The following is a 17,174-nucleotide window of genomic DNA, read 5'->3' as shown; positions in this document are numbered from 1 at the left end:
AGTCCGGGGATCCCGGTCGTTCGCCGTCGAAGATCATATAGGAATACGCACTATCATATAGGGGATGTGACACAGGTCAAGCCCCTCCTGAAAACCGCTTGCGTGCGCTCGCCGGAAGGGGACCGCGCCTCGCTCCTGAAACGCCAGAGGCGCCGCCGTGCCCCGATAAATCAGGACACGACGGCGCCTCGCAGCTTCTTACTTCGCCGGGGCGTTACCCGGCGGGACGGTACTCGGCGGGACGCTACCCGACGGGACGCAGACGCACGGCCTGCATGCCGCCGTCGACCGCCAGTTCAGTGCCCGTCGTCGAACCGGCCAGCGGACTGGCCAGGTACGCGACCGCTGCTGCAACCTCCTCCGGCGTCACCAGCCGGCCGTGCGGCTGCCGGGCCTCCAGCGCCGCGCGTTCCGCTACCGGGTCATCCGCCTGGCTCAGCAGCCGGTTGATCCAGGGCGTGTCAGCGGTGCCCGGATTGACGCAGTTGACCCGGATGCCTTCGCGGACGTGATCGGCCGCCATGCTGAGCGTCAGCGCCCGGATGGCGCCCTTGGTGGCCGCGTAGAGTGCGCGGGCGGGCAGCCCGGCCGTGGCGGCGATGGAGGACGTGTTGACGATCGCGGCGGCGGGAGACTGCCGGAGATGGGGCAAGGCGGCACGGCTCACCCGCACCGCGCCGATCACGTTGACGTCCAGGACGCGCTGCCACTCGGCGTCGTCGTTGTCCGCAACGGTGCCCTGGGCTCCAATGCCTGCATTGTTGACCACGACGTCGATCCCCCCGAATTCGCGGGCAACGCGTTCGACGGCGGCACGCACCGAAGCATCATCGGCCACGTCGCATCGGATCGACAGCGCCGCTTCGGATGCTGCGTCCGGGTTCAGATCCAGCACCGCCACCTTCGCCCCGCGCCGGGTCAGATGCGCCGTTATGGCCGCTCCGATGCCGGAAGCCCCGCCGGTGACGATGGCACGGATGCCTTCAAACTCCATTGCCGGGTCTCCGTTCATGCGATGAATTCATGGCGCTGCCGCCCCAGCCCGTCAATTTCGATTTCCACAACGTCGCCGGCCTTCAGGTACGGGAACCGCCCGGACAGCGCGACTCCCTCGGGGGTGCCGGTGCAGATGAGGTCGCCGGGCTCAAGCACCATGTACTGGCTCAGGTTCCAGACGATGGTCCCGACGTCGAAGATCATGTCCGCCGTGGATGAGTCCTGGCGGATTTCGCCGTTGACCCAGCTGCGAAGCCGCAGCTTGCCGGCGTCGACCTCGTCCGGGGTGACCAGGTAGGGACCCGTGGGGCAGAACCCCGGTGAGCTCTTGCCCTTGGACCACTGGCCGCCGGAAACGTTCAGCTGGAAGTCACGCTCGGAGAGATCGTCCACCACCACAAACCCGCCGATGTGGTCCCGCGCGGCTTCGGGGGAGTCCAGGTAGGAGGCACGTTTCCCGATGATGATCCCGAGCTCCACCTCCCAGTCGGTCTTGGTTGAGCCCCGGGGGATGGCGACGGCATCGTCCGGCCCGCCGACCGTATTGGGCGTCTTGAGGAAGATGACCGGATGCTCAGGCGGCTGGGCACCTGATTCCGCTGCGTGGGCGGCATAGTTCAAGCCAACGCAGACGACGGCGGACGGGCGCACCACCGGGGCGCCGTAGCGTACGACGTCGGAGGTGACGTCCGGCAGTGTTCCTGCGGCCAGTGCGGCGGCGGCAGCCGCGGGGCCACCGTTGGACAGAAAGTCACCGTTGATGGCGGGTGTGATGCTTTGGAGCGAGTAATGCCGGTCCCCGTGGACCAGGACCGGTTGTTCGGCGCCCGGGGCGCCAATCTGGGCGAACTTCATGAGGCATATTCCTTACTGCTTGATTCGCGGACTTCGCGTTGGGCATGAAGGTAGCCGAACAGCTGCCGCAGGCCAAACGACCATTCCGGCAACTCTTCCGCAGCCCCCACAACGTTCACGAGGGCGCCGAGGTGGCGGCTGCGGATGGTCACGGTGTCGCCCATATGGTGGGTGAACCCCTGGCCCGGGTGGTCCCTGTCCTGGGTCGGTGCGAACAGCGTGCCGGTGAACAGGGCAAGCCCGTCCGGGTACTGGTGGTGTTTTCCGATCGTCGCGGCGACGAGTTCTTCGAACGGACGGCTGATCCGGGATACGGAATTGCGTCCCTCCAGTGAGTAGCCGTCCCGGCCGTCCACGCGCAGCAGGATCTCCTCCTGGCGCAGCGTCTCCAGTGTGAACCCGTCGTCGAACAACCGGATCAAAGGACCCAAGGCGCTGGACGCGTTGTTGTCCTTCGCCTTTCCGAGCAGCAGGGCACTCCGGCCCTCCACATCGCGGAGGTTCACGTCGTTGCCCAGGGTTGCGCCCACAACGGTGCCGTCTGAAGTGGCAATAAGCACCAGTTCCGGTTCCGGGTTGTTCCACGAGGAAAACGCAGGGATCCCGATCCCGGCGCCCAGCCCGACCGAGGAGAGCACCGGAGCCTTCGTGAAGACCTCGGGGTCCGGGCCGATCCCCACCTCCAGGTACTGTGACCAGAGCCCTTCGGCGATGAGCACCTTCTTGGCTTCGGCTGCCGCGGGGGAGCCGGGCCGGATGGAGCCGATGCTGCCGCCGAGGGCACGGCCCACCAGTTCCCGCATCTCGGCCGCGCGGCTCGCGTCTCCGCCGCAGCGCTCCTCGATGACCCGTTCGATCATGCTGTCCACAAACGTCACGCCGCAGGCCTTGATGACCTGAAGGTCCACCGGAGCCAGGAAATGCGGACGGGCCGCGTCCCGCGTCAGCGACGCGTGGATGATCTCGCTGGTCTTCCACCGGGGCAGCGTCATGGCGGCGCGGACGGCGGCCACGAGATCCGGCCGTTCCAGGAGCTCGGAGACGGTTTCGGCCAGATGCTGGAGGTCGAAGACGTCATGCTCCTGGACGGCGACCACGCGTGGTCCGCCGGTTTCGACGTCCCAGACGCGGCCGATCAGGAGTGCCCGCACCGCGTCGTCCGGGAGCACCGAGGCCCCGCCGAGGTCCAATGCGGCGCTCATGGCCGGACCTCGATTCCTGCAGTCTGGACTGCAGTCTGTCCCTGCCGTGTGGGCCGCTGCCACACCCCATCCACTCGCTGCGGAACGCGCCAGGGATTGGCGTCCTGCAGAGGTTCGGGCAGGCGACCTTCCGGGAACGACTGGTAGGCCACGGGCCGGAGGAAGCGCCGGATCGCGGCCGTTCCTACGGAGGTGGTGGCCGATGTTGTGGCGGGGTACGGTCCGCCGTGGTGCTGGGCGTAGCTGACCGTGACCCCCGTGGGCCAGCCGTTCCAGAGGACCCGGCCGCTGATGTCAGTCAGCCGAGCGGCCAGTTCTGACACGTCATCCTCCGGCTCCGCCTGGAGCGTGGTGGTCAGCTGTCCCTCCAGCAGTCCGGTGAGTTCCAGGAGTTCCGATTCGTCGCCGTACTCCACCACCAGGCTGGCGGGCCCGAACATTTCCTGCCGCAGGATTGACGGATCACTGCGGACAGCCGCGGAAGTCGTGTGGAGTACGGTTGGCGCCGGTGCCTCGTCGAAGTCTCCTTCCACGAGAACCTCCACGCCGGTAGTGCCCCGCAGATCCTGCACGGACTGCCGGTAGCCCTCGTGCAACCGCGGGTTCAGCAGCCGCGCTGCGGCAAAGTCCGCCAGCGCGGCGCTCAGAACCTGCCGGACGCCGTCGGCCTCTCCAGCCGGAACAAACAGCAGCCCCGGCTTGGTGCAGAACTGTCCCATTCCCATGGTGAATGAAGCGGCGTATCCGCTGAGGATTTCGTCGCGCCGCACCGCCCAGGCGTTCTCGGTGACGAAAACGGCGTTGATGCCGCCCAGTTCGCCGAAGAAGGGAATCGGTTCGGGCCGGGCGGCGGCGCGGTTGAACAGTGCCCGGCCGCCCGCCGTCGAACCCGTGAACCCGATGGCCTTCACGGCAGGATGGTCCACCAGGGCCTCCGCGGCAGGCCGGCCGGTGACGAGCGAGAACAGCCCGGAAGGGGCTCCGGCGGCATCCAGCGCGGCGATGACGATCTCGGCGGTGCGGAGCGCGAGGTTCCGGTGCCCGTCATGTGCCTTGTGCACCACTGCGCACCCGGCGGCCAGTGCCGAGGCGCTGTCGCCGCCCATCACGCTGAAGGCGAAGGGGAAGTTGGAGGCTCCGAAGACGCCCACCACGCCGATGGGCACGTTGAGCCGGCGCAGGTCCGGCCGCGGGCCCATGCCCCAGTCCGCGTCCATATGGTCGATGGTGGCGTCGAAGTGCTCACCGTCGCGGACCTCCGTGGCGAAGAGCCGGAGCTGGAAGACCGTGCGCTTGAACTCGCCCCGGAGCCGTGGCTCGCCCAGGTGGGTTTCCTGGGCGGCGAGCTCCACCAGCGCTTCGGCGTCGTTCTCCAGTGCAGCTGCTATCGCTTCCAGCCAGGATGCCCGGGTGCCGGGGTCCGCGGCACGGCCCTTTTCGAAGGCGGCGTGGGCGGCGTCGACACTCGTGTTGAGGTCATGGACCGTGGTGGTCATCGGAGTGCACCGGCTCCCGTCACGGAGGCGCCGGTAACCGCGGCGCGGTCGCCCACTTCGAGCCATCCGTCCCCGGCGGGGAACTCCCAGCGGGCCCGCGAGGCGCTGAGCATTTCGGCGCCGGTGCCCGGGAGCGCCGGGGCGGCGTAGCGGCCGTTGACGATCCGGACGGGCTCGGCGAAGTGCTCGTGCAGGTGGTCAACGTACTCGATCATCCGGCCGTCCTGGCTGCCGGTGATCGCCGCGTAGTCGAAGAAGGAGAAGTGCTGGACGAGTTCGCACAGCCCCACGCCGCCGGCGTGCGGGCAAACCGGAACATTGAAGCGGGCCGCGAGCAGAAGGTTGGCGATGTTCTCGTTGACGCCGCCCACGCGGGTGGAATCCAGCTGGAGGACGTCGATGGAACCGGCCTGGAGCAGCTGCTTGAACACGATGCGGCTGGCCACGGCCTCGCCGGTGGCGACCCGGACGGGGGCAACGCCCTTCCGGATCTCCGCGTGGCCCAGGATGTCGTCCGTGCTGGTGGGTTCTTCGATCCAGTACGGGTTGAACTCGGAGAGCTGGTTGACCCACTCGATGGCCTCGGAGACTTCCCACCGCTGGTTGGCGTCGATGGCGATCGGGAGGTCGCCCACGGCCCTTCGGGCCAAGGCCATGCGGCGGCGGTCGTCATTGATGTCGCCGCCCACCTTCAGCTTGATCATGGAGAAGCCGTCCGCGGCGGCTTCCTTGCTCAGCCGGACCAGCTTCTCGTCGCTGTAGCCCAGCCAGCCCGGCGAGGTGGTGTAGGCGGGGTACCCGTCCACCTTCAGGGCGGCGATCCGGGCGGCCTTGCCGTCTTCGCCGGCGCGCAGGATGTCCAGTGCCTGCTGGGGGTTCAGCGCGTCGCGGATGTGGGTGAAATCAACGACGTCGACGATTTCCTCGGCGGGCATCTCGCTGAGCAGGAGCCACAGGGGCTTGTTCTCGCGCCGTGCGCGGATGTCCCAGAGTGCGCTGACGAGGGCGCCGGCCGCCATCTGCGTGACGCCCTTCTCGGGGCCGAGCCAGCGCAGCTGGGAATCGTGGATGAGCCGCTTCGACGCGCCACCGAGGTCGTAGATCAGTTCATCGATGTCCCGGCCGAGGAGCAGGCCGGCGTAGGCGTCAATGGCGTGCGTGAGGATTTCGTTGCCGCGGCCGCAGGTGAAAACAAAGCCGTGGCCTTCGTCGCCCGCGTCAGTGCGGATGACGACGTACGCGGCGGAGTAGTCCGGGTCAACGTTGACCGCGTCGGAACCGTCGAGCTCCAGGGACGTGGGGAACCGCACGTCCTGGGTGTGGATGGAAATGATGGAGGTCATGGGTTTCTTCTCTCTCTGGTCAATTCAATTCGTGAACACGATTCCTATATGAATTCTTATAATCATATAGGAATCGTGACTCGGATCAAGTGCCGGAGAAAAAAGAAGCCCCGGCCAGCAGGCCGGAGCTTCGATTTCAGGTGACGATATGCCTTCCTGGTGGTCCGCCGTTCTCCAGCGGCGAGAGGTCTGCCGTGCCTTCGAAGGCCTTGGCGAACCGGGCGAAGGAGTTCCTGATGTGCTCGGCCATGGCTTCCTCGGCGCGGTCGGGCAGGCAGGACGCGATGGCCTCCCGTACGGTGGCGTGCTCGGCGATGGTGATGGCGCCGTCGATGTCCGCCGGGTAGAGGCGGAAGGTATGCAGGTGGCAGTGGGTCTGGGCGAAGGCGTGCTGGACTACCGGGTTCCCGGCTGCCAGCAGGATGGTGTCATGGAAGCGGGTGTCATGGGCCACGAGGTCCTGCCGAGCGTCGCCGCTGGTGGTCTTCATGGAGTTGCGGATGGCCGACAGTTCCTTCTCCAGGGCCGCGGCCGGGTTGGCGAGGCGGTCCACGGCAGCGGACCGCGCGGCCCACGGTTCCACCAGCAGCCGGAATTCAAAGAGCGATCGCAGTGCGGGTAGGTCCAGCAGCGGTGTGGTGCTGTATCCTCGGCCGGGACTGTAGACCACCAAGTTGTCGCCTTCCAGCCGTTGCAGCACTTCGCGGACCGGGGTCTGTGAGACTCCCAGGCTGCGGGAGACCGCATCAATATTGATCCGTGCGCCGGGTTCGATTTCGCCCTTGAGGATGGAGGCCCGCATGGAGGCATAGACGTCACTTACGGCGGCCTTGCCTTTGGATGCATCGGATGATTGACGTGTGGGCACGCGGTTACCTCTTTGTGCTGGTTGGTGGAGTCGCTTTGGGAATCATATTCCACGGGGTGGGAGCGGCCGGGTGGGGTGTTTTCTTCCAAAAGTTGCTCTGGATCACATTAACTATATTATTGTTCAGATTCCTACATGATCTTGCGCCGCAATCCTCGGCGTCTTCCTCGGTGTCCAGGCACTCGAAAGCCACGTTTACGTCAAAGGAGACGGTATGACTGTCCTAGGCAGCAGGCTCGCCCCCAATTCTTCCCCCGATCTTTCGTCCAAGGCTCCCCGCACCATGACCCGCAAGCGCTGGGTGATCATCTGGCTCGCGTTCGTGGGGCTCAGCATTAACTACCTTGACCGATCCAGCCTCAGCGTGGCCCTGCCGTTCATGGGTAAGGATTTTGAGCTCTCGGCCACCCAGCAGGGGCTCATTTTCGCCGCCTTCTTCTGGGCGTATGACTTCTGCCAGCTGGCCGCCGGGTGGTACGTCGACAAGGTCGGGCCCCGAAAGTCCTTCGCCCTGGCAGCGGTTTGGTGGTCCGTCTTCACCATGGTCACCGCCTTTGCACAGAATTTCTGGTCGCTGTTCGCCGCGCGGTTCCTGCTCGGCGTCGGTGAAAGCCCGGCCCCAAGCACCGCCGCCAAAGTGGTGGCCACCTGGTTCCCGGTCCGCGAACGGGCCTTTGCCACCAGCATCTGGGACTCAGGCTCCCGTGTGGGTGCGGTCATCGCGCTGCCCATCGTCACATTGATCGTCGCCTTCACGTCCTGGCACGCGGTCTTCATCATCATTGGTGTAGCCGGCCTGATCTGGGCTGTCGTGTGGTGGAAGATGTACCGCAACCCCGAGGATCACCCCACGGCCAATGACGAGGAGCGGGCCTATATCCGGGAAGGCGGTGCCCGGAGCGAAGCAGACGACGACGCCGACGCAGCGAAGCTTCCCTGGCGCTCGCTCTTCAAGTACCGCACCATCCTCAGCATGATGTTCGGCTTCTTCTGCCTGAACAGCGCCATCTACTTCTTCATCACCTTCTTCCCGAGCTACCTCGTGAAGGAACGCGGCTTCGACCTGCTCAAACTCGGCATGTTCGGTGCCATCCCCGGCATCTGCGCGGTGGGCTTCGGCTGGCTGGCCGGCTACGTTGCGGACAAGGCCGTCCAGCGCGGCGTCGCGCTGACACGGGTCCGCAAGACCGCCATCGCCGGCGGTCTGATCGGCGGCTCGGTCATCATGTTCGCCGCCGTGGTCCCGGAGGCATGGATGGCACTTGCCCTCCTGTCGGTGGCGTACTCCAGCCTCACGGTTGCTGCTACCGGCATCTGGTCGCTCCCCGCGGACGTTGCCCCGAGCTCCCGCCACGTCGGATCCATTGGCGGGCTCCAGAACTTCGCCTCCAACCTGGCAGGCATCTTCACGCCGGTCCTGATCGGTGTCCTGGTGGACCAGACGGGATCCTACGTGGCGCCGCTCGCGGTCATCGGATTGGTATCGCTGGCCGGTGCGGCGAACTACCTGTTCGTCCTTGGCAAGGTGGAGCCACTGAAGGTTCCCGCCTCCGCCGCGGCGTAGGCGAGCGGCACCAACGCAAGCGGACGACGGCGGGAGGTCCCGCCGTCGTCCGCTTCTCCACTGCACACACCGCCGGTGAGTTCCGGAGGCTGATGCTGGGGGGTGGAGAATGATTCTATGAGGATCGAACTGCTGCACATCGACGACTGCCCCAACGTTGCCACGACGCAGGAGCGCCTGGAATCAGCCCTGGCCGCCTTGGGACACAGCGACATTCCAGTGACGATGCGACTCCTGGAGTCCGCGGCCGATACTGCGGGGACGGGATTCGCGGGTTCCCCCACGATCACCCTCAATGGGTCTGACATTTTCCCGACCGGTGCACCTGCAGATGACCTGGCCTGCCGGATTTACGCGACTCCAAGCGGGCTGGCAGGCCTTCCAACGATCAGCCAAATAACCGAAGCGCTCAAGAACAATGGACTCTGAAGCCACGTGCAGATGCTCCTGCTGCGGCAGGACCATGAGTCGCAAGAAGCTTCATGCACTCGGAACCGAACCCGCCTACATGTGCCGGCGCTGCGGTTTATGGGTTGCCCTCAGGCTTCGGCCAGACAACCCAGAACGCATTGGCTGACCGGCCGATCAAAGGCGATCTCCTAGGGCAAGTCCTCGATGCGGGCAGCCTGGTCGGCGGCCTCACCCGTTGACATCCCGCTCAGCGTGCCAATGTAATCCAGCGTTTTGGGACTGACATGCCGCACCTGCGCAAGGGCTTCCCGAAGAGCGGCACCCTTGGCGTGGTCCTCGAGCGTGCCGCGGAGCTCCGCTACCGTTTCGATGCCCTCACGCTCGAACACTTGCGTGATGTCCTCTACCTGGGCAAGGCGGCCGGGCGACGGCCAGTCGATGACTTCCGAGAGCTTCCCCATATCGAGGTGCCGCCGGAATCCACTCGTTGTGGCGGCATCCGGCCATTCCGCGACCAGGGCTTCGACGCGAGGCTTGACGGTTTCGTTGTAGTTCTGCCGGCGCTGCAGCGTGGCATCCACAATGATGGCCCCTATGTGGTCCCAACCACGGCTGACTTCGGTTGAGGCGTCTGTGCCCTGTGAGTCCGTTGGCGCCGGAAGGTTGGCATCATCATTGTCGATAGTCATACCTGAATACTTCCACGTGCCAGGCCATCAACTGTCGCTGGACTAATCCAGGGGCGGTCGGCGAGTCCGCGTCATCGCGTTGAAGTCCAGGCACTGTTTCGGACGAGACGTAGGTCCTTGGCTGTCACGGCGATTCAGAGTTCCGCCTGAATCGGCACGACGATGCCTGCCCGGCCGTCGACAGTGACGCGTTGTCCTGTGCGGAGGCGGAGGGTTGAGTCTCCCGTTCCTACGACGGCTGGGATTCCGAATTCCCTGGCAACCAAGGAAGCGTGAGCCGCCAGGGTGCCGCCGTCGGTGACGACAGCTGCGGCGCGTGCGAAGAGAGGTGTCCATGCCGGCGCTGTTGACTTGGCAACCAGGACTTCGCCTTCGAGGAAGGAGTCGAAGTCTTCCGGTCCATGCATGACGCGGACGATCCCTGTGACCCGTCCGGCGCTGGCGGGATGGCCGACGATTGCGCCTTCCGGCAGGTCATGTAGGCTTCTTGCCGCGTTCACCGCTCGGGCGATCGGATCGCCGATGAACCTGGCGGGCTTGCCGAGTGTCAACGGTGCGGCTACGTTGCGCTGTTGTTGCCAAGCGTCGCGCCGGCTGGTCACAGGTGGCCGCGTGCCCGTTGATGGGCCGGTGACCTCCTTCAGTTTAAGGAAATGCAGGTCCGCTGGATCTTCGACGAGGCCGGTGGCTGCCAGCTGTTCGCCGAGGTGGCGGGCGCAGCGGCGCAGGAGTGGCCATCCCAGGCTAAGGTCGCGGGACTGTTCTTCCCGGAGGGCCGCGTAGTGCTGGGCGACCTCAAGAAGGGCGTTGAAGTGTGTGAGCAGCCGTGGCTGATCCTTGAGCGTCGTGCGTGCGGCCGCTTCGGCGTCCACTCGCTGGACGCTAAGAGCCTCGGCCTTCCCAGTTGTCGGCAGTTGTCCGGCTCGCTGGTGCCCAGGCCACGATTCGCCGGCAGTGGGGTGATACCAGTCCAGGGAGTAGACAGCGTGAGGAGCCTGTGCCGGCGTGGTTCCGGGCAGGCCGCGAAGAAGGACCTGGTGGCCGGTTTCTCCTGCCGCCGTCCCGCTCAGGGGGCCAGCCAAATGCTTGTGCCAGAAGCGGGCCAGCGCGGATTCCATCTTCCAGGCAGATCCGCCAACGACGGACAGGGACCAAAGATAGATTCCTGCCTGATTGCACACAGCATCCACGAGCTCGACAATCCTGCCGGGGGATGCTGAATCAACCTCCTGTTCCGCCTTCCGGACGAGCTGGCGGTAACCGGGCAGCAGGTGGTTGCGCCATCGTACTTCCAGACCGCTGAGAACTGCCCGGTGTGCCGCGGCAGGATTGGTGGAGACGCGGATGAGTGCGTTGAACAGGAACCAGGGTGCCCGGCCGCGGCTGTCTAGAATTACGCGCGCGAGTAGCCTCGGGGAGGGCACCGGCGGGGCGTTGTAGTACCAACCGTTGACGGAGGCATAGCGGAAGGGCACCCGCACTCGGGCGTCGGTCTGCATACCGTCGAGGAATCCGATTTCGATCCGGGGCAGGAGCCATTCCTCGAACAGCGGGGTCATTGGGTCCGGCAGCCATTCACCGAGACGGAAGTTCCGGGACCATAGTCCCTTGCCGGGCGCCACCCAATCAACAGCCTCCGGCAGGGCTGTCATGGGCCGCGCCTGCAGAAGGAACAGGACACCATCTGTGTCGATGGCCCACTCAGTATCCTGAGGGGCCCCGGCATGGGCTGCGACACGGCGGGCCAGCTCCGCGACTTCCAGCGCCTGGGCTGGAGTGAGCGTGCCGGCGCTCCGGATGCAGACTGCGTCCTGATCCCGGACGGTCCATTGTTCCCCGATGGCGTCACCGGCCACTAGGGATTCGCCGAGCCCTTGGACGGCGGTGATGCTGGTTTCGTCACGGTCACCGGTAAGAGGATTGGCGGTGAAAGCGACGCCGGCGGCAAGGGGCTGGACCATCTGCTGCACGAGTACCGCCATGGCAGTCGCGGCCGGTTGTGCCTGACCCGACGCTCCGCGCGCTGACTCATACGCCGCCACCCTTTCGTGGGCAGCGGACGCCAGACAGCGCCTGACTGCATCCTCAAGGTCATCGCGTGCAACGTTGAGGAAGGTCTCGTAGAGGCCCGCATACGAGGCGCCGGGCAGGTCCTCCGCGGCTGCGGAGGACCTGACGGCAAAAGGGCCCGGGCCGATCCTGTCGGCGGCTTCGTGCAAGGCATCGGCGAGGATCCGGCCGGGCCGGTCACAAGTCTCTGCCGTGACGACGAACCCCGGCGGAACACGGAATCCAACCTTCGAGAGGTCATTGAGCGCCGACGCTTTGCTGCCCGGCGATGCCTGTCCCGCACGAACGGCACCAAGCAGGGGAAACGACTCGTTAGTGTCCGTCATCGGTTTTCTCCGTGAGTCGGAAGGGCTATATGCAGTGACGTTACACCCGATCCACTCCTGGCCCGGCTAGTTTCACAGGGTGGCCAGGAGGTCCTGCATTTCCTTGACCTCCGCATCCTGCGCGGACACTATTTCCTTGCTCAGCTCCAGGGCCTTGGGATCCTTGCCGTCGGTATTTTCCGCGTTGGCCATCATGATGGCACCCTCGTGATGGGCGATCATTTGCTTCAAAAACAGCTTGGCGGCTTCGGTGCCGTGCGCGGCCTCAAGTTCCTTCAGCGCCGTCTCATCCAGCATGCCGGTCATGGAATGACCGTCGTGGCCGGAGGCCATTTCGGTCGGTTTGTTCCAGCCTTCAAGCCAGCCAGTCATGGTCTGGATCTCCGGGCCCTGGGCTTCCTTGATTTTGGTGGCCAGTGCGGTGACGGGGGCCGGGATGCCCTGTTTGGCGAGGATCATGTCGGACATCTCCACGGCCTGGGCGTGGTGGGGGATCATCATCTGCGCGAACGTCACGTCGGCGGAGTTGTACTCCGTCGAGGCAGCCAGTGCGCTGGAGCTGCCGTGGGTCATCCCGGACATGCTCTCGGGGCCCGAACCGGACGCGCACCCGGCCAGGGCAATGGCTGCTGCGATGGCGGTTGTCGAAAGGGTCAACAGTTTCTTATTCATGGGAAATCGGTCCTTCAAGGTTTCGGCCGCGCCGGGCCGGGTGAACGGGGAGCATTCCGGGGGATGCCGGGAAACGCGGTAGTCGCGCGTCAAAACGGGGCTGCGCCGTGTGGGCAGCGGTGTGCCCTGTTTACGTCCGGCTGAAGGACAGCTCACCCGGTGAAGGACTGCCGGGGACATAGGCATAGGAAGCACCTGCCCGGACCGGAAGCCCGTCCCAGCTATCGGAAGCCAGAGTGCCCTGACCCGGCTCGGGCGCGGTCAAGGCCCCTGCATTGGTTGAGGGGATGCATGCCGCGCTCATCGCCTGGACGCTGGTGCATTGGGCAGAACACGTACACGACGCCGCCTGCCCTGCACCCAAAGCACCGGCCACCCGGTGCTCGGCGGCCCCGGCTGTTTAGGTGTCAGGGAGCCCCTGGTGGGCTGTGCTCTGGTGGCTGGCGTGGCTGTCACCGACGCTCACGGCTGCGGCTGGTGCCTGCGCTGCGGCGGGGGAGTGCATGATGTGGTTGCCGGTCATGACGTGCATGCCGAAGATCCCGGCGATGATGGCCAGGATCCCCGCCACGATGCCGGCGCGGAGGAGGAACGCCGTGACGGGCCCGCGGGATGCTGCGCTCATGGTGTTCCTCCTTCCGAGTTGGGTTCGTCTGTGTCAAAGGCTACCGGCCGGGCATGGTCAGGCGTGCCAGCGGGACGGACAAAATCTTGTAGCCGGTGGCCCAGATAAGGTTTTGCCACATCTTCCGCTAGCTCGCCCTGGACAGGTCCACCATGGACAGCACAGCCGGGGATCGTTTCCCGCCAGGACCACTCCTGAATATTCCATGGCCACGTCGGTACCGGCGCCGATCGTGATGCCAACCTCGGCCCGGGCCAGCGCTGTGGAGTCGTTCGCCCCGTCACAGACCATCGCGAACTTCACCCCGGCCCTGGAGTTCGGCGACTTGCTTCCACGTGCCGCGCGGCGGCGGCTGGTCGGGGCCGTGGATCAGCGGTTAGCTCAGTTGGATTAGTCCGGCACTGGTGGGGCGGAAACCGCATGCATCGAAGTAGAAACTCTTCAGATGATCGTCGAAGTCAACATGAAGCCACTCGCAGCCCGCTTCCTTGGACTCCTCGGTGGCGACGGCGAGCAGTCTTTTCCCGATTCCTTGCCGGCGGGCACGATGCGCGACCAAAGTGTCTTCGATGAACGCGTGCGCTTGGCCGTCCCAGATCACGTTGACGAAGCCTACGAGCCCCTGTTCGTCCCGCGCTGTGACCCACCCCAGGCTGAAGCGCGCGAGCCTGTCAGTCCAATCGTCGTCACCGCCGGCATGGTCGAAGCCTTCCGCATGCAGCTGGTTGATTTCTTCGTTCCTAACCGCTCCGCGCCATTCAAAGGTCATCGTCATGCAGAACAGCCTTGCAGGTAGTGTGGCCAAATGCTCAACCTCAGCATGAACATCAGACTCGCCGCCATCAGCGACGCGGACGACGTTTGGCGTCTCGTTCAGGATTTCCCGCCGACGTTCCGGCCAGACCGGGAAGCTTTTGAACTGACGTTCCGTGAGCTGGTGGCCGAGGCGTCCCAGACACTCGTTCTAGTGGCCGAACAGGGTTCCGGATCCGTCGTCGGTTATCTTTTGGCCCATTGCCGCGCCACGTTTCTGGCGAACGGCCCAGCCGTCGGGGTCGAGGAGGTTATGGTCGCCGAGCGATCACGCCGGCAAGGTGTGGGACAGGGCCTGATGAATGAAGTCGAGTCATGGGCGGAGTCCCAGGGCGCTGCCCATGTTTCGTTAGCCAGCCGGCAGGCGGGCGACTTTTATCGTGCTCTCGCGTATGAGGACACTGCCACGTTCTTTAAGAAGCCACTGGCCCGATGATCAGGGAAGCGAGAGCAGAAGACCTTCCGGCGATGCGCGGCATCGAAGTCGCGGCCGGCGAAGCATTCCGGAACCTTGGGATGGGAGCCGTCGCTGATGATCCACCACCCAGTTTGGAAACCCTGGCCAACTATCAGCAGGACGGCAGGGCATGGGTTGCCACCGATTCCGGTGACGTGGCGGTGGCTTACTTATTGGTGGATGTGGTGGAGCGGTTTGCCCATATCGAGCAGGTGACTGTCCACCCGCTTTATGCACGGCAGGGTCTTGGCCGGAAGCTCATCGAGGAAGCGGCCCTCTGGGCGGCGACCCTCGGCCTCAAGGGAATGACTCTGACCACCTTCGCAGACGTTCCTTGGAACGCTCCGTACTACGCCCGCCTGGGATTCCAGCCGGTGCCCGAAGACGAGTGGTCCGCCGGTCTGCGTCGGATCGTGCAATCAGAACGTGATCATGGTTTGGATGCGTGGCCACGAATCGTCATGAAAAGGCGCCTCGCAGGAGGCCGGGCCGTCTACTGACGGTTTTATTCCCCATCCGCTCCCTAACCTCGCAAGCTCCGCCAGGGAACCGGCGGTCGTGGCCCCAAGCTCAACCACCGGGCACCGGCGACAGGCGGACGACGGCGGGACCTCCCGCCGTCGTCCGTTGCCATTTGAAGCGGCGCCTTTCCGACACGACGCGGTGCCTCCGTCCAAGGACCCGATCCCGTTTGGCCACACACGCCCCGAAATCCGTTCGCGCTTAAATGTCAGACCCCCACTAAATGATGGAGTTATGGGAAACGCAGCGGTGGCGAACGCATATGAGGACATCTTTGCCGCCATTGATGTGCTGAATTCCGCACTGGACGGGGATGACGAGTCTGGTTCTGAAGCGTCATCGGAGGCTGATCCTTTGCATGGCATGGGTGATACGTGCCTGGACATCCTCTCCGGCGCTGCGGGAGTGGAGGCGCGGGTGGCGGGACTGAAGGCCCGGGCTGCAGTGAAATATTCGAACGCCGCCCAAGCCCTCGCTTCGCCCGATGCACCTGTTCGGGCACAGGAGATGGCGGTGACCGCGGAGGTCGCCTGCGTACTGAACATCGGTGACCGTGCTTCGGGGGCCCTGCTGAACCAGTCACAACTGCTGACCACCGCTTTGCCGCTGACGCTGTCTGCTCTGCAATCTGGCACCATTTCGTGGCAGCACGCGCGGGCCATGGTGGATGAAGCCGCAACCCTCGACCCTGCCGGTGCCGCGGCCCTGGAGGCCCACTTTTTGGACCCGGATGCGCCGAACCCGGCCGGCGGTTGTCCCGCAGGGGAGATGCCGGCGTCCCGGTTCCGTCACAGGGCACGCACCTGGCGCGAGCGCCACCACACCGAGAGTATCGAGAAGCGCCACGCAAAGGGTGTCCTTGACCGCCGGGTGGAGTACGCCCCGGATCAGGACGGGATGGCTTGGCTCTCTGCATACCTTCCCGCCGACCAGGCGGCAGCAATCTGGAACCGGACCACTGCCGTCGCCCGTGGTTTGCAGGGCCCGGACGAGCCCCTGACCCTCACACAGCTACGCGCCGACGTACTCGCCGCCGCCCTCCTCAGCAGCGGGAATCCGGCAGAACATGATCCCGGGCAGGTTCCGCCGCCCCGGGCCCTCGTGATGGTGACGGTCCCGGTGTTTTCCCTGCTCGGCGCGACCGAGGAGCCGGCGATGCTTGACGGCTACGGTCCTATCCCCGCGTCGATGGCCAGGGACCTCGTGGCGAACGGGGCCGATTCGTTCTACCGGGTCCTGGTTGACCCGCGGGACGGGGCGCCCCTGGAGATCGGCCGCACCAACTACCGTCTCACCAAGGCTATGCGGAACTGGCTCAGGATGCGCGACGGCAAATGCCCCTTCCCGGGCTGTTCCAACCACTCCCTGGACAACGAAGCGGACCACATCCTCGCCTGGCATAAGGGCGGAACTACTGGTGTATCGAATTTGGGACAGCCCTGCCCCAAACATCACCGCCTGAGACACACCAGCGCCTGGCATCCCACACCAGCCACCAAGAACGAACCACCGGGTTGGATCTCGCCCACGGGCCGGCACTACAAGAGCGAACACCAGGACTGGGAACCTCCACACTGGCCAAAAGAACCAAAACCGGAAGCGCGCAGGAACGGGCACTGGCTCCCCACGCCGCGCGAAGGTTGCGGCGATCCGGATTTTGTTCATATCGGACTGTCTCTTGGAGAGAACGGCGTGGAACGGTTCCTCCACTCCACCGGTTGATGCGCGCCCAAGAGCAGTCTCCCTGTGCCTGTGCCTGTGCCTGTGCCTGTGCCTGTGCTTGTGCCCGTGAACCGTGCACAATGCACGCCCCAGCCTGCCTCCGGGTTTCCGCCGCCTGTGATCGCAACCCGGGCGCCCGGCAATCCTGGAGTCTGGAACCCCCCGCGCACCCGGCAAGCTTGGCGCCCGGCAACCCCGCCGTGCACCGGCGACAAGCGGACGACGGCGGGACCTCCCGCCGTCGTTCGTTTCCACCTGAAGCAGCACCTTCCCGACGCTGACGCACGGTGAGACGATTTCAGTATGAGTGAGAAGATCGCTGACGGCCCGCAGGATCATGGCCCGCACCAGCATGCCCACGCCGCTCCGACAACGCAGCAAATGCGGACCGTGGGTCAACGCCGCCGGGAGTCGGAGGAAAAGTTAGAGCAGCACCTCGAGCAAGCCCGCCACAAAGACGATCCGCACCACGATGCGGTGTCTGAGTCCGAAGAGGTGGGTCCACTGGACAGCGAGGGCGAAGGATCCCCGGCGGAGAAATGA

The 17,174-nt window shown here is 65.2% G+C and carries 17 protein-coding genes and 1 pseudogene; 6 read left to right on the top strand and 12 right to left on the bottom strand.

The window, feature by feature from the left end; all coding sequences use genetic code 11:
* Positions 1-244: 244 nt before the first annotated feature.
* From ASG77_RS02865 to ASG77_RS02840, 6 genes are all read right to left on the bottom strand, one after another.
* Positions 245-994: an SDR family NAD(P)-dependent oxidoreductase gene (locus ASG77_RS02865; RefSeq protein WP_056341590.1), complete on the bottom strand. Its 750-nt coding sequence runs from the start codon at positions 992-994 to the stop codon at positions 245-247.
* A 14-nt stretch (positions 995-1,008) separates the two neighbouring features.
* Positions 1,009-1,851, bottom strand: coding sequence for a fumarylacetoacetate hydrolase family protein (locus ASG77_RS02860; RefSeq protein ID WP_056340877.1), 843 nt, complete (start codon positions 1,849-1,851; stop codon positions 1,009-1,011).
* Positions 1,848-3,053 carry a fumarylacetoacetate hydrolase family protein gene (locus tag ASG77_RS02855; protein ID WP_056340876.1) on the bottom strand — a complete coding sequence of 402 codons (1,206 nt, stop codon included), beginning with the start codon at positions 3,051-3,053 and terminating at the stop codon, positions 1,848-1,850. The genes ASG77_RS02860 and ASG77_RS02855 overlap by 4 nt, the downstream gene beginning before the upstream one ends.
* A complete protein-coding gene (locus ASG77_RS02850; protein WP_056340875.1) occupies positions 3,050-4,549 on the bottom strand; it encodes an aldehyde dehydrogenase (NADP(+)) in 1,500 nt (499 codons plus the stop codon). Before ASG77_RS02850 ends, ASG77_RS02855 begins: the two co-directional genes overlap by 4 nt.
* Positions 4,546-5,892, bottom strand: coding sequence for an enolase C-terminal domain-like protein (locus ASG77_RS02845; RefSeq protein WP_056340874.1), 1,347 nt, complete (start codon positions 5,890-5,892; stop codon positions 4,546-4,548). Before ASG77_RS02845 ends, ASG77_RS02850 begins: the two co-directional genes overlap by 4 nt.
* 136 nt (positions 5,893-6,028) lie before the next feature.
* Entirely contained in the window at positions 6,029-6,760 is a 732-nt protein-coding gene (locus ASG77_RS02840; RefSeq protein WP_056340871.1) for a GntR family transcriptional regulator, read from the bottom strand.
* A 214-nt stretch (positions 6,761-6,974) separates the two neighbouring features.
* On the opposite strand from ASG77_RS02840, the gene ASG77_RS02835 reads away from it, so the two are divergent.
* Complete coding sequence (locus ASG77_RS02835; RefSeq protein WP_056340869.1) at positions 6,975-8,324, top strand: MFS transporter; 1,350 nt, start codon at positions 6,975-6,977, stop codon at positions 8,322-8,324.
* Between the two features lie 117 nt (positions 8,325-8,441).
* The gene (locus tag ASG77_RS02830; RefSeq protein ID WP_056340867.1) at positions 8,442-8,753 is read left to right on the top strand and encodes a hypothetical protein; all 312 of its coding nucleotides are present in this window, start codon (positions 8,442-8,444) and stop codon (positions 8,751-8,753) included.
* Positions 8,754-8,923: 170 nt separating this feature from the next.
* Here ASG77_RS02830 and ASG77_RS02825 read toward each other — a convergent pair whose 3' ends face one another.
* The 6 genes and pseudogenes from ASG77_RS02825 to ASG77_RS02800 form a co-directional block, all read right to left on the bottom strand.
* The gene (locus ASG77_RS02825; RefSeq protein WP_056340866.1) at positions 8,924-9,424 is read right to left on the bottom strand and encodes a hypothetical protein; all 501 of its coding nucleotides are present in this window, start codon (positions 9,422-9,424) and stop codon (positions 8,924-8,926) included.
* A 134-nt stretch (positions 9,425-9,558) separates the two neighbouring features.
* On the bottom strand, positions 9,559-11,820 hold the full coding sequence (locus tag ASG77_RS02820) for a PEP/pyruvate-binding domain-containing protein (protein WP_056340863.1): 2,262 nt from the start codon (positions 11,818-11,820) through the stop codon (positions 9,559-9,561).
* A gap of 72 nt (positions 11,821-11,892) precedes the next feature.
* Positions 11,893-12,492 (bottom strand): DUF305 domain-containing protein, encoded by a 600-nt coding sequence (locus ASG77_RS02815; protein ID WP_056340862.1) that lies wholly within the window; start codon positions 12,490-12,492, stop codon positions 11,893-11,895.
* A gap of 400 nt (positions 12,493-12,892) precedes the next feature.
* Entirely contained in the window at positions 12,893-13,117 is a 225-nt protein-coding gene (locus tag ASG77_RS02810; RefSeq protein WP_056340860.1) for a hypothetical protein, read from the bottom strand.
* Positions 13,118-13,181: 64 nt separating this feature from the next.
* Positions 13,182-13,448, bottom strand: a pseudogene (locus tag ASG77_RS22380) (heavy metal translocating P-type ATPase); the annotation flags it as partial.
* A gap of 45 nt (positions 13,449-13,493) precedes the next feature.
* A complete protein-coding gene (locus tag ASG77_RS02800; protein ID WP_056340856.1) occupies positions 13,494-13,892 on the bottom strand; it encodes a GNAT family N-acetyltransferase in 399 nt (132 codons plus the stop codon).
* Between the two features lie 30 nt (positions 13,893-13,922).
* Between ASG77_RS02800 and ASG77_RS02795 the strand changes: the two genes are divergently transcribed.
* The 4 genes from ASG77_RS02795 (at position 13,923) to ASG77_RS02780 (ending at position 17,174) form a co-directional block, all read left to right on the top strand.
* Positions 13,923-14,366: a GNAT family N-acetyltransferase gene (locus ASG77_RS02795; protein WP_156380153.1), complete on the top strand. Its 444-nt coding sequence runs from the start codon at positions 13,923-13,925 to the stop codon at positions 14,364-14,366.
* A complete protein-coding gene (locus ASG77_RS02790; RefSeq protein ID WP_056340855.1) occupies positions 14,363-14,887 on the top strand; it encodes a GNAT family N-acetyltransferase in 525 nt (174 codons plus the stop codon). The genes ASG77_RS02795 and ASG77_RS02790 overlap by 4 nt, the downstream gene beginning before the upstream one ends.
* A 256-nt stretch (positions 14,888-15,143) precedes the next feature.
* Positions 15,144-16,631 carry an HNH endonuclease signature motif containing protein gene (locus tag ASG77_RS02785; RefSeq protein WP_056340853.1) on the top strand — a complete coding sequence of 496 codons (1,488 nt, stop codon included), beginning with the start codon at positions 15,144-15,146 and terminating at the stop codon, positions 16,629-16,631.
* Positions 16,632-16,934: 303 nt separating this feature from the next.
* A complete protein-coding gene (locus ASG77_RS02780; protein WP_056340851.1) occupies positions 16,935-17,174 on the top strand; it encodes a hypothetical protein in 240 nt (79 codons plus the stop codon).

It is taken from the genome of Arthrobacter sp. Soil762 (assembly GCF_001428335.1).
Taxonomy (GTDB): domain Bacteria; phylum Actinomycetota; class Actinomycetes; order Actinomycetales; family Micrococcaceae; genus Arthrobacter.
This window is presented reverse-complemented; position numbering and strand designations above follow the sequence as displayed.

What these genes read in the sequence shown, in the direction of transcription:
- ASG77_RS02780 (WP_056340851.1), top strand. Translation starts at nt 16,935, where the DNA reads ATGAGTGAGAAGATCGCTGACGGCCCGCAGGATCATGGCCCGCACCAG.
- ASG77_RS02865 (WP_056341590.1), bottom strand. Translation starts at nt 994, where the DNA reads ATGGAGTTTGAAGGCATCCGTGCCATCGTCACCGGCGGGGCTTCCGGC.
- ASG77_RS02830 (WP_056340867.1), top strand. Translation starts at nt 8,442, where the DNA reads ATGAGGATCGAACTGCTGCACATCGACGACTGCCCCAACGTTGCCACG.
- ASG77_RS02825 (WP_056340866.1), bottom strand. Translation starts at nt 9,424, where the DNA reads ATGACTATCGACAATGATGATGCCAACCTTCCGGCGCCAACGGACTCA.
- ASG77_RS02790 (WP_056340855.1), top strand. Translation starts at nt 14,363, where the DNA reads ATGATCAGGGAAGCGAGAGCAGAAGACCTTCCGGCGATGCGCGGCATC.
- ASG77_RS02795 (WP_156380153.1), top strand. Translation starts at nt 13,923, where the DNA reads ATGCTCAACCTCAGCATGAACATCAGACTCGCCGCCATCAGCGACGCG.
- ASG77_RS02820 (WP_056340863.1), bottom strand. Translation starts at nt 11,820, where the DNA reads ATGACGGACACTAACGAGTCGTTTCCCCTGCTTGGTGCCGTTCGTGCG.
- ASG77_RS02785 (WP_056340853.1), top strand. Translation starts at nt 15,144, where the DNA reads ATGGGAAACGCAGCGGTGGCGAACGCATATGAGGACATCTTTGCCGCC.
- ASG77_RS02850 (WP_056340875.1), bottom strand. Translation starts at nt 4,549, where the DNA reads ATGACCACCACGGTCCATGACCTCAACACGAGTGTCGACGCCGCCCAC.
- ASG77_RS02845 (WP_056340874.1), bottom strand. Translation starts at nt 5,892, where the DNA reads ATGACCTCCATCATTTCCATCCACACCCAGGACGTGCGGTTCCCCACG.
- ASG77_RS02815 (WP_056340862.1), bottom strand. Translation starts at nt 12,492, where the DNA reads ATGAATAAGAAACTGTTGACCCTTTCGACAACCGCCATCGCAGCAGCC.
- ASG77_RS02800 (WP_056340856.1), bottom strand. Translation starts at nt 13,892, where the DNA reads ATGACGATGACCTTTGAATGGCGCGGAGCGGTTAGGAACGAAGAAATC.
- ASG77_RS02855 (WP_056340876.1), bottom strand. Translation starts at nt 3,053, where the DNA reads ATGAGCGCCGCATTGGACCTCGGCGGGGCCTCGGTGCTCCCGGACGAC.
- ASG77_RS02835 (WP_056340869.1), top strand. Translation starts at nt 6,975, where the DNA reads ATGACTGTCCTAGGCAGCAGGCTCGCCCCCAATTCTTCCCCCGATCTT.
- ASG77_RS02810 (WP_056340860.1), bottom strand. Translation starts at nt 13,117, where the DNA reads ATGAGCGCAGCATCCCGCGGGCCCGTCACGGCGTTCCTCCTCCGCGCC.
- ASG77_RS02860 (WP_056340877.1), bottom strand. Translation starts at nt 1,851, where the DNA reads ATGAAGTTCGCCCAGATTGGCGCCCCGGGCGCCGAACAACCGGTCCTG.